Consider the following 10,553-nt stretch of genomic DNA (forward strand, 5'->3'; position numbering starts at 1 on the left):
GACGCGTTTTCTTGCGGGATTTACTCATTTGGGGCATTAGATTTTGATATCGAGTTTGCCAGCACTATAGGCATCAAATTTAATTCCGTAAGCTGGGTAAATTCCGTAAAAATCGCGTTATGAAATTTAACTCAGCGGTTCGTATTTAAGTGCGGCAAGCCGATAAATTCCGCATCTTGACATACTGCCTAATTTCACTTTTCGGAGCCAAATTTTGTAAATAAATTTTTCATGTTCGCTGCCCTACTTGCATAAAATTCTATGTTCGCAGCACCAAAAATTCGCCCTAAATTTAAAGCACCGATTAATATTAATTTTTATATCATTACTAAATTTTTTAAGGAGAGAATTATGAAAAAGTTTTTATTGCTTCCGTTTGCTTTCGCGGCGCTTTTTGCGGCACCAAGCTGCGATAATGTCCAGCTCAAAGCGGCTGTGGAAGGTATCAATAAGAGTGCGCCGATGCGAGTCGACGAGATTCCACGTTAACGGGCGCTGAGTGCAAAGATGGCAGCTTTATCTACAACTACGAGCTAAATGACGGCATGGGGATGAAATTTGACAGTGTCGGAAATGATCAAAAAACCGTGATACAAAATGTCATAGATAGCCAAAATAAGCAAATTTTTTGCAACCAGATGAAGGTAATGCATCCGCTAATAAACAGCGCGATATGGAGCTATAAGATAAAAAGTGGCGAAGAATTTATAAGGGTAGAATTTAAGCCTAGCGACTGCAAGTAGGGCTTGTGAGGGATTTAAAATTTAGCGCGGCGTGAGCCTTTGCCTGCTCGCCCGCGCCGAATTCGCTTAAAATTTATCCGCTTCGCTTTCGATTTCGCCTGCGCAAAAGTAACATGCTAAAATCTCTGCTTGGCTTTTACTACGCCGCCGCATATAGCATGGCGCATATCAGCGTGTATTTCGCCGTCACAGAGCGCTAAAACGCGCAAGTCCTTTTTAAGCCACGATCTAATTTTGCATCAAATTCTGCCAGCGGCGTTTTTCATTAAAATTTCACTATTTCACGTGGAATTATATCTATGCGGCAGCGCAAACACCGCGTAAAGCTTTAACGCGAAATTCTATAAGTTACGGAATCTTATTTGAAATAGCATCGTAGATTTCGAGTCAGAATTTTATGATTTATTACTACACTGTGCCTGCGGCGATAAAGTCTTGTTAAATTTCGTTCTCGACCTGCTCGCAATAAAATTCTGCGTAAAGCATACGCTCGCTTGCGAGCTTACAGAGGCACCAGCCGCCAATGCACCGTCACACAAAACGCGGCTAATCAAATGCCTCGCTTGGGTTTTAAAATTCACCGCGCGCAGCTATTTTTATCAAGCTTTAGCTGTATTGGCGGCAAGCCCTCTATTTCGTAATTTAACACCATCGTTTTGCCGAGCTCCCGCAGACGCTGCGAGAATTCCGTGCTGCAAAAGCTGGCCTTCGCCTTGGCAAACAGCATCTCTTTTAAAATTTCCGCATCGCCCGCATCCAGCGCGCTAAGGTCTAAATTTGGCGAGCTATTTAGCGCGTAGTCGTATATGAAGCTACCCTCTTCGCATGCGGCGCCTTTTAAAATCGTAGCATCGTCGATCCTGCGTGGTGCGCCCTCGTTTATCCGCGCTAGCGCATCTCGCACCTGTTTGCTTTCGCAGAAATTTCGCTCTAGCTCGCCGCGTTTTTTCTCCGCATAAAATTCCATCGCTACGTTTGCCAAAATTCCGATTCCAAAAAGCACTAGCAAAATTTTAATCGGCTTATTTAGCCGCGCGCTTAAACTTCGCGCATCCATCATCGCGCCCTTTCGCAGCACAGCAGCGTGTGTCCGACGCCCAGCCCGTCGTGAATTTGTGAAATTTTAAGTCCCGCGTGCTGAGCAAATTTAATCATATCGTCCGAGTGATAAATTTTGCTATTGCCGTTTGCCATCGCGGCGAAATACACGCTGATCTGCGTCATGCTATACGCGGCGGTTTCGTAGCGCTGCCTGTCCCAAAACGGCTCCAAAATATAAAGCCGCGCCTGCTCGCTCATCGACTCCGCTGCACGCGAGAGGATGCTTACGATCTGCTCCTCTGCAAAGCAGTCCAAAAACTGACTTAGCCAGATCGCATCAAAGCCGCGCGGAAAGCGCGTAGCGGGATCTATCAGATCGGCTGCAAGCCCGTCTATGCGCTCTGCGCTCTGCGCGCCTGCGACGGCGTCTTTCATCATCGAAATTTGCCCCACAAGATCCATTATCGTGACGCGCACATTTTCATCGTAGCCTACGCACCGCTTAGCAAAGCGCCCCGTGTTGCCGCCTACGTCTAAAATTTTATCCGTCTTGCGCGAGAAAATGATCTTTAGCGCGGGCTCAAACGCCAAATCCGAATAAAAATGATCAAACGCGAGCCAGCTCTTGCGCACGTGCGGCGGCAGATGCGAAAGCGCCTCGTAGATCGTAGCCCACTGCCCAAAAACCTTTAGCCCCTCTGGTTTGCCCGATTTTAGCGTCTCTTCGAGCCTAAAGAGCCCCTCGTAGCACACGTCATGGATAAAGTCCATATCAACGTCCACCATCTCGTCGGTGAGTAGAAAATACCCCGCCTTGCTAAGCCGAAATTTCTCGCCGCACAGCAGCACCGTGCCGATGCTAAGCGAACTTTCCAAAAGCAGCTTTACGGCGTATTCGCTAAGCGAGAGCTTCTTCGCGATCTCACTTATGCTTAGCCCGCCCTCCACCTCATGAAGCGCGCTTAAAATTCCAAATTTTTTCATCAGCCTACTTACCTGAAAAACTACAGGTGCAAAGGCGATCTCATTCGCCGTCCGCTGCGCCTCGCCCGCGCTTTGACGCTCGGCGCCGTAACGATCTAAAAGCTGTTTGGGAAGTTTCATTTTTGATCCTGCTTATGTAAATTTCGCAAAATTTTAGCAAAAAATTCTAACTTTTCTTGCGCCCGCTAAGAATTCACGCGTATCTTAGAATTTTGCGATGAATTTTTAAAATTCCGTCTTAAAATTTATAGAATTTTAGTTAAAATCCTTTCATCAAAATTTCGCGTAAAAGCTCTGCGAAAATGTCAAATTTAGGAGAATCCTTGAAGCTTCAAATGTCCTTGATGTCGGTTGCCTGCGTCGTAATCATCTTGGCCGGTCTTAAAGCCGCGCAGGCTATCGTCGTGCCATTTTTGCTAGCTATTTTCATCACGGTGCTCGTCTCGCCGCTGGTGCTTTATGTCCAAAAGATCCGCGTCGGGCGTGTTTTTAGCTTCCTCATCATTACTTTCGCTTTCGTAGCGATTATAGTGTTTTTCGGTGCGGTCATCTTTGATGCGATCAAGGAATTTTCAGCGCGCCTGCCCGAGCTTCAAGCAAAATTTGAAGAGGTGCTAGGAGGCGTGAGCGCGAAGCTCTCTCGATTTGGCATAGAGCTTAACGCCACAAGCCTAGGCATCGATCCGAGCGAAGCCGCCGCGCAGCTATCTGCACTACTGCGCAAAACAGGCTCTATAGTCTCGACGGGATTTTTCATTTTTATAATGGTTTCATTTATGGTCTTTGAAAGCTCCGTGATCGACGAGAAAATCCGCTATTTTTCGCAAAGTAGCCGCGCTACGCACACTTTTGTGAAGAAATTTGCCTCCAGCCTCAAAAAATATCTGCTAATCAAAACTATCGCTTCAGCTTGCACCGGTGCGCTCATCGGGCTTGGGCTGTGGACGCTTGGTGTTCCATATGCTGCGCTGTGGGGGATTTTAGCTTTCGTGCTAAATTTCATCCCCACCATTGGCTCGATCGTAGCGGTCTTTCCAACACTTTTCGTGACATTAGCTACGATGGATATAAGCTCTAGCATCTGGACTATCGCAATCTATTTAGTTGTAAACGTAGCGATCGGAAATATCATCGAGCCGCGATTTTTAGGGCAAGGGCTCGGGCTTTCTACAATCAGCGTGCTTGCAGGGCTACTATTGTGGGGCTTCGTGCTTGGTATCGGCGGGCTATTTTTGGCTGTGCCGCTTACTATGAGCTTGCAAATCGCGCTTGCCTCAAACGACAAAACACGCTTCATCGCGACTCTATTAAGCAACAAGGTCGAAAGATAAAGCGAAATTCCGCGGAATTTTAAAATTCTATAAATTTTAGCTTGAGCGCGCTCAAGAGTATTTTTGTCTCTTTTAGATAAAATCTGCTCCAAAGGATCAAAGATGACGAGCGAAAAATTTATTTACGAAGTAAATACGGTGACGAAATTTATCCAAATTTACTGCGATGGCAAGCATGCGGATGCGCCTAAAAAAGATGGCGCTGTGCTTCATAACTACAAAGACGATAAGGGGCTAGTGCAGACGCACTTTCATCTCTGTAGCGACTGCGAGCGAATGCTACGCTATGCCTATGCGCGTCTTGGTGCCTGCCCACATACCGAAAAGCCGCGTTGTCACCACTGCCCGCATCCGTGCTACGAGCGTGAAATGTGGGTCAATATGGCTAAGATGATGAAATATAGCGGCATGAAGCTTGGGCTTACGAAGATCAAAAAGCTTTTTTCGTTTAAAAAAAGCTAACTTGTGCCGGCAATTTAGCTTGAGTTTGCGGGTAAAATTTATCTTTGCAAGCTCGCTTCATCTTTATGCAAAAAAGTATAAAAAAGTAGCGTGAGAACAAGCGCAAAAAAGATATAAAATAAATCAAAATGCTAAATTTTAGCGCGTAAATTCTGCCTCGCAAACGCAAATCCTCCGCAATCCTTGATAATAAATAATTAAATTTGAGTTTATAGTTTTAAGTTAGAATTGTTCCCAATCAAAGGAGAAAATATGAAGGTTATTACTATCGCGATCGTTAACGGCAAGGTCGTAAACGAAAAGGAGCTGATCGCAGGCATCATCGACTACGACGATTTTACCGCAGTCGCCGAGCAGCTCCGCAAAGCGCTGAAATCCTCTTATTTTACGGCCAACGAGCATGCTAGAATTTATAAAAAGATTAGCGCCGAGACAGGCTTTAGACGCGTGCGATTCGACTACAAACCGTATAAAGATAAAATTTCAAACCTCATCGCCCAAGGCTACACCGTCAAGGCGATCTTAAAAAAGATCGGCGAGGAGGACGAAGCGTTTAAAAGCGCCGTCACCGCCGCAGGGCTTACGCACTTTATCTCCGTGACGTTCAAAGACGAAAAAACAAGACTTCGCGCAACCGCCAAAAAAAGCGAGGATTTCTTATACGCGTATCGCTTCGAGATCAAAAAAATGCACTTCCAAGGCGTTAGCAATAAAGAAATTTTAAAGTATATGAAATCTCACTACGAAAAGGATTTTGCAAAAGTAAGCGAGCGCGATCTTGCCGCTTTTATCGAGGCAAACGCCGTGCTTGATACCGACCGCAAACTCTCGCTGTATAAAAAGCCGAGCCTTTATGATCCGCATTTTAGCGAGATTATGAAGCTTTACGCAAGCGGGATGCGCGTCTATGACATCTGGAAGACGCTTAAAGCCAAATACCCCGAGCTAGCCAAGCTTCAGGCGCCGAGCCTTTATCAGTTCATCGCAAATAACGCCCTTGGCAAAGCCAAATATATGCAAAAAGACTGATATGTTCGCACTTTTTGTAAATTTTACTTTCAAATTTAAAATTTCGCCGCGATAAAGATCGATGAAAGCCGGTGAAATTTCGATGAAAACCTGCGTCATTCTCTGCGGCGGCAAAAGCTCGCGTTTCGGCAGCGACAAAACGCTATTTCCATTTCGCGGGCATCCCAGCATGACGCACTTTCTTTTCTCGCGCTTAAGCCGCGAGTTTGAGCGGGTTTTCGCCTGTGCCAAAAGCCCTAAATTTAACCCGCCGCTTCCTATGATCTACGACGAATTTGAGGAATTTTCGCCGATGGGCGCGCTGTATTCGGCGCTGAAACCATTTAGCGGCGAGCGCATTTTTATCATCCCCGCCGATATGCCATTTGTAGAAATTTCCAGCATTCGCGCTCTTAGCGAGCAGGAGGGGCAAATTTGCGTGGCGGGCGACGAAGCACATAGACACAGCCTGTGCGGATTTTTTGACGCAGCTCTCGCGCCGCGCGCGCTTGAGCTCTACCGCGCAGGAGAGCATAAGATCGGCGCGCTCATCGGATCTGCAAATTCCAAAGTGCTAAATTTCAAAAACAAAGAGCAGTTTTTAAATATAAATTATCAAAACGATTTAAAGGGCGCAGATGAAATTTAAAGCTTTAGCACTCGCGCTTTGCGCCATGAGTCTAGCCGCGCAAGATCTGACCGAGCTGTACGCAAAGGCCGGCGAATACGAGGCCAGGGGCGATTACAAAAATGCGATGATCTATTACAAAAAGATCGCCGCGGCAAGTCTAGCGGAAAGGGGCGAAAAGTCGCGCCGAAAAGTCGCAGAAAATTCTACCTCGTCCGTAGAAAACCGCGCTTCGCACGATGATGCCGCCGTTTTACACTCCGCCAAACCGCAAAATTCCGCCGCAGCGGAACCCGTCGCGCTGGATTCTGCTGCGTCAAATTTCTCAGACGCAGACTCTGCGTCAAATTTAGCATCGAATTCCGCCTCGATCTCGCAAAATTCCGCCGCGCCGGATTCCGCGCCGCAAGGCGAGCAAAATGGCCGAAATTTTGGATTTTTGGGACTTAAATACTACGAGCCGATCTATATGCTTTTCACCCACGATTTCAGCAAAAAACCCGATCGCAAGGCAGATGAGCTGCATTTTGAGTTTAGCTTCGAGCGCCCGATCACCTACGACGCGCTGGGGCTTGGAGAAAAAATTTCATTTGCTTACGCGCAAAATTCCTGGTGGCAGATCACGCAGGATAGCGCCCCTTTCCGCGAGAGTAACTACCGCCCCGAGCTCTACGTTAGCGCACCGGTACCGTTTGCGGACGAGCTAAAGATCGGCGCCATGCACGAATCAAACGGCAAAGGCGGCGAGGAATCGCGCTCGTGGAATAGGCTCTACGCGCAAAGTACCTGGAGCGCGGACGGATTTTCGATCACCCCCAGAGCATGGTATGCGTTTTGGCTGGACCGCACGAACGAGGACATCGCGGATTATATGGGCTACGGCGATCTGCGCGCATCATACACCTTCGGCAAGCAGCGACTTAGCGCTCTATGGCGAAATAACCTGCATTTTGATGGCAGTAACCGCGGCGCGATCGAGCTAAACTACAGCTTCCCGATCTTTAATAGCGGATTTTACGGCTATCTGCGCTACTTCAATGGCTACGGCGAAAGCCTCGCAGACTACAAACGCAGCGTCAATAAGATCGGCATCGGGCTTTCTTTCGTAGAATTTTAAAAGGCGAGCTTATATTAAAAGCCTGAAATTCTGCGGCGAAATTTTATCCGCACAAAATATAAAATTCGCAGCTCTTTACTCTGCACCGCGAAATTTTAAAAAGCAAAATTTAGCGGCGCAAATCGCCTTAAATTTTGCGGACGGAATTTCGTCTATCGTACCAAATCCCCGCAGGTAGAATTTCTTAGAAATTAATATTCTTTTAGCTAAAATTACGGATTAAATTTCATCAAAGGATCAAGAAATGGCACAAATTCAAGAGGCCGAGCTCATCTGGAAAGACGGCAAGCTAATCCCATGGGCAGAGGCCACTACCCACGTTTTGACGCACTCTTTGCACTATGGAAACGCCGTATTTGAGGGCGTACGCGCTTATAAAACCGACAAAGGCTACGCGATTTTCCGCTTGGATGAGCACACTCGTAGGCTTGAAATTTCGGCAAAACTCTGCCTAATCAAGCTTCCGTTTAGCTTCGAGCAGCTCCGTAAGGCTCAGATCGACGTCGTCGCGAAAAACCGCTTCGATCAGACCGTCTATATTCGCCCGCTTGCGTACTTCGGCTACGGCTCGATGGGCGTTTCGTCTACGAACTGCCCGGTAAACGTCATCGTCGCAGCGTGGCAATGGGGCGCATATATGGGCGAAGAGGCGCTACGCAAAGGCATCAAAGCCAAAATTTCATCGTGGATGAAGCCGGCGCAATTTTCGATGATGGCAAAAGCCAAAGCAAGCGCGAATTATTTCAACTCGCAGATGGCAAATTTCGAAGCGGTCGATGCGGGATACGATGAGGCGATACTGCTCGATCCGCAAGGCTTCGTCGCAGAGGGGCCGGGCGAGTGCTTATTTATCGTAAAAGATGGGCTCATCATCACTCCGCCGAACGACACCAGCCTGGAGAGCATCACTCAAAACTCGGTCATCGAAATCGCGCGCAGCCTGGGCTACGAAGTCCGCAGAGAGCGTATCGCTCGCGATCAGCTCTATGCGGCGGACGAGGCGTTTTTCACCGGCACCGCCGCGGAGGTCACGCCGATTAGCAATATCGACGGCAGGATCATTGGTAAGGGCGAGATGGGCGAGATCACGAGCCGCTTGCAAAAAACGTATTTCGCGGTAGTCACGGGCAAAGACCCTAAATTTGAGCACTGGCTCACTTACGTTAAATAAGGACGCGCATGCCTGCGGATTTGAATGATTATTTTAATAAGAAAAATAGCGACAAAAAAGGCGGGAATTTAAATTTTAAAATTCCTAATTTCGGAGGGATGGGCAAGTTTAGCGGCGTGCTTTACGTGATAATCGCGCTAATCGCGCTGCTCGTGATCTCAAAACCCTTCGTCACGATCCAATCCGGCGAAGTGGGGATCAAGTCAAATTTAGGCAAATACGATCCGACGCCTCTTGGCGCGGGACTTCACTTTTTCGTGCCGTTCATACAAGACGTATTCGTCGTAGATACTCGCACACGTATCATAAACTATACCAGCAGCGAAGATATGAGCGCGGGTATCGCTACTAAAAGCGGCACCGCGGGCGGCATCATTAGTAAAAACTCGCTTTCGGTGCTAGACTCGCGAAATTTGCCCGTCAGCATCGACATCACCGTGCAATACAGGCTCAATGAAGCCACGGCGCCCAACACGATCGCCGAGTGGGGCTTTTTGTGGGAGGATAAGATCATCGATCCGCGCGTAAAGGATGTCGTGCGTAGCGTCATCGGCAACTATGCCGCCGAAGAGCTGCCTACCAAACGCGATGAGATCGCTAAAGCAATCGATGACGGCATCCGCAAAAATATCGAAGCGCTGGCGAATTCACCCGTAGATCTGCTAGCCGTGCAGCTTCGCGAGATCATCCTGCCGGCGAAGGTAAAGGAGCAGATCGAGCGCGTGCAGATCGCCAAGCAGGAGGCTGAGCGCACCAAATACGAGGTCGAGCGCGCAAATCAAGAGGCGCTTAAAAAGGCCGCTCTTGCCAAAGGTAACGCAGACGCCGTCAAAATCGAGGCTCAAGGCCGCGCCGATGCCGCTAAGATCGAGGCTGACGCGCAAGCCTACGCCAACAAAGAGGTCGCAAAGAGCTTGGACGCAAATCTTTTAAGCCTCAAGCAGATCGAGACGCAGGCTAAATTTAACGAGGCGTTGCGCGAAAACAGCGACGCGAAAATTTTCCTAACGCCGGGCGGCGCGGTGCCTAATATCTGGGTCGATACGAAAGATAAGGCAAAGCAAAGCGCCATCGAGCGGGAAAATTAAAATTTCAGGCGGTTATGCGCCCCGATTTTGCGAACTAAATTTAATAGCAGGTTACTCCAGGCGCATAAGCTTAACTCGCGATTTCGCAAGTTAAGCTTATGCGGCGAGTGAAAGCTCGTGACGAGCAGAACTCGCGCTCGTCGCAGCTTAAGTCTAGCGGTCGCTTAAATTTAGCCGCTAGGTTTACTCTTTAAATTTACTAGGCGCGCCGCTTCGTAAATTTTATAACTAAAATTCCGTATGCGGCAGCTAAATTTAAAGCCTGCGCGACTTCGCAAACTAAGGATCAAAGATGAAGGTAGATTGGCAAAAATTAGGCGGGCTGCTCCCTGCGATCGTACAGGACGCGGGTGACGGCGCGGTTTTGATGCTCGCGTATATGAACGAAGAGGCATTAAATTTAACGCTGCGTACCGGCTACGCGCACTACTTCTCGCGCAGCAAGGGGCGCATCTGGAAAAAGGGCGAGAGCAGCGGGCACGTTCAGCTCGTGCGAGAGGCGTTTTTGGACTGCGATAACGATACGTTGCTACTTAAAGTCGAGCAATGCGGCGGATCCGCCTGCCACACGGGCTCGCGAAGCTGTTTTTTCAAAGAGATTTCGCTGCAAAAAGACGATGAAAATTTCGAGAGTTTGAACGCTTGCGGCTCGATAAATTTTGCAGAGCACGGCTCTGCAGCCTCTCTCGCGCAGAAAAATTCCGCGAATTCCCGCGCAGGGCAAAATTTTATGCCTCAAAATTCCACTGCCTATTGCGATCGGCAAAGCTCTGCGACACAAAATTTTACGGCGGCAAATTTCATCGCGACGAATTCCGCCGCAGAGCACAGCGAGCAAAATTTAGACGCCGTCTCGCAAAATTCTACGCTCGAAAACTCCGCAGAAAAAAGCCCGTACGGCATTTTGGACAAAATTTATCACGTCTGCTTGGATCGCAAGCTAAACGGTGAGTCCGCGCTCTCTTACGTCGCCTCGCTCT

12 protein-coding genes are annotated in these 10,553 nt (G+C 48.3%); 10 read left to right on the plus strand and 2 right to left on the minus strand.

Features of this window, described 5'->3' with window-relative positions; all coding sequences use genetic code 11:
• Positions 1 to 351: 351 nt before the first annotated feature.
• Positions 352 to 489, plus strand: a complete 138-nt coding sequence (locus Q0095_RS08810; protein WP_297883166.1) for a hypothetical protein — start codon at positions 352 to 354, stop codon at positions 487 to 489.
• A gap of 62 nt (positions 490 to 551) precedes the next feature.
• Entirely contained in the window at positions 552 to 743 is a 192-nt protein-coding gene (locus Q0095_RS08815) for a hypothetical protein (protein ID WP_297883167.1), read from the plus strand.
• Positions 744 to 1,320: 577 nt separating this feature from the next.
• Here the strand turns inward: Q0095_RS08815 and Q0095_RS08820 are convergent.
• Together Q0095_RS08820 and Q0095_RS08825 are read right to left on the minus strand one after the other, a co-directional pair.
• Positions 1,321 to 1,800: a hypothetical protein gene (locus Q0095_RS08820; protein ID WP_297883168.1), complete on the minus strand. Its 480-nt coding sequence runs from the start codon at positions 1,798 to 1,800 to the stop codon at positions 1,321 to 1,323.
• Entirely contained in the window at positions 1,800 to 2,888 is a 1,089-nt protein-coding gene (locus Q0095_RS08825; protein ID WP_297883169.1) for a methyltransferase, read from the minus strand. The genes Q0095_RS08820 and Q0095_RS08825 overlap by 1 nt, the downstream gene beginning before the upstream one ends.
• Before the next feature lie 203 nt (positions 2,889 to 3,091).
• On the opposite strand from Q0095_RS08825, the gene Q0095_RS08830 reads away from it, so the two are divergent.
• The 8 genes from Q0095_RS08830 to hisI all read left to right on the plus strand — a co-directional run.
• On the plus strand, positions 3,092 to 4,099 hold the full coding sequence (locus Q0095_RS08830) for an AI-2E family transporter (RefSeq protein ID WP_297883170.1): 1,008 nt from the start codon (positions 3,092 to 3,094) through the stop codon (positions 4,097 to 4,099).
• 102 nt (positions 4,100 to 4,201) lie between these two features.
• On the plus strand, positions 4,202 to 4,561 hold the full coding sequence (locus Q0095_RS08835) for a nitrous oxide-stimulated promoter family protein (protein WP_297883171.1): 360 nt from the start codon (positions 4,202 to 4,204) through the stop codon (positions 4,559 to 4,561).
• 252 nt (positions 4,562 to 4,813) lie between these two features.
• Positions 4,814 to 5,590 carry a hypothetical protein gene (locus Q0095_RS08840; RefSeq protein WP_297883172.1) on the plus strand — a complete coding sequence of 259 codons (777 nt, stop codon included), beginning with the start codon at positions 4,814 to 4,816 and terminating at the stop codon, positions 5,588 to 5,590.
• 61 nt (positions 5,591 to 5,651) lie between these two features.
• Positions 5,652 to 6,218 (plus strand): molybdenum cofactor guanylyltransferase, encoded by a 567-nt coding sequence (locus tag Q0095_RS08845; RefSeq protein ID WP_297883173.1) that lies wholly within the window; start codon positions 5,652 to 5,654, stop codon positions 6,216 to 6,218.
• Positions 6,208 to 7,314 (plus strand): phospholipase A, encoded by a 1,107-nt coding sequence (locus Q0095_RS08850; protein WP_297883174.1) that lies wholly within the window; start codon positions 6,208 to 6,210, stop codon positions 7,312 to 7,314. The genes Q0095_RS08845 and Q0095_RS08850 overlap by 11 nt, the downstream gene beginning before the upstream one ends.
• Positions 7,315 to 7,558: 244 nt before the next feature.
• Positions 7,559 to 8,485 carry a branched-chain amino acid transaminase gene (locus tag Q0095_RS08855; protein WP_297883175.1) on the plus strand — a complete coding sequence of 309 codons (927 nt, stop codon included), beginning with the start codon at positions 7,559 to 7,561 and terminating at the stop codon, positions 8,483 to 8,485.
• Positions 8,486 to 8,493: 8 nt separating this feature from the next.
• Entirely contained in the window at positions 8,494 to 9,573 is a 1,080-nt protein-coding gene (locus Q0095_RS08860) for an SPFH domain-containing protein (RefSeq protein ID WP_297883176.1), read from the plus strand.
• A gap of 292 nt (positions 9,574 to 9,865) precedes the next feature.
• The coding region (gene hisI, locus Q0095_RS08865) for a phosphoribosyl-AMP cyclohydrolase (RefSeq protein WP_297883177.1) at positions 9,866 to 10,553 on the plus strand (688 nt) is incomplete at its 3' end.

It is taken from the genome of uncultured Campylobacter sp. (assembly GCF_938045535.1).
Taxonomy (GTDB): Bacteria; Campylobacterota; Campylobacteria; order Campylobacterales; family Campylobacteraceae; genus Campylobacter_B.

Bases quoted from the DNA above. Each gene is read 5' to 3' on its own strand.
- Q0095_RS08810 (WP_297883166.1), top strand. From the start codon at position 352: ATGAAAAAGTTTTTATTGCTTCCGTTTGCTTTCGCGGCGCTTTTTGCG.
- Q0095_RS08815 (WP_297883167.1), top strand. From the start codon at position 552: ATGAAATTTGACAGTGTCGGAAATGATCAAAAAACCGTGATACAAAAT.
- Q0095_RS08820 (WP_297883168.1), bottom strand. From the start codon at position 1,800: ATGGATGCGCGAAGTTTAAGCGCGCGGCTAAATAAGCCGATTAAAATT.
- Q0095_RS08825 (WP_297883169.1), bottom strand. From the start codon at position 2,888: ATGAAACTTCCCAAACAGCTTTTAGATCGTTACGGCGCCGAGCGTCAA.
- Q0095_RS08835 (WP_297883171.1), top strand. From the start codon at position 4,202: ATGACGAGCGAAAAATTTATTTACGAAGTAAATACGGTGACGAAATTT.
- Q0095_RS08840 (WP_297883172.1), top strand. From the start codon at position 4,814: ATGAAGGTTATTACTATCGCGATCGTTAACGGCAAGGTCGTAAACGAA.
- Q0095_RS08845 (WP_297883173.1), top strand. From the start codon at position 5,652: ATGAAAGCCGGTGAAATTTCGATGAAAACCTGCGTCATTCTCTGCGGC.
- Q0095_RS08850 (WP_297883174.1), top strand. From the start codon at position 6,208: ATGAAATTTAAAGCTTTAGCACTCGCGCTTTGCGCCATGAGTCTAGCC.
- Q0095_RS08855 (WP_297883175.1), top strand. From the start codon at position 7,559: ATGGCACAAATTCAAGAGGCCGAGCTCATCTGGAAAGACGGCAAGCTA.
- Q0095_RS08860 (WP_297883176.1), top strand. From the start codon at position 8,494: ATGCCTGCGGATTTGAATGATTATTTTAATAAGAAAAATAGCGACAAA.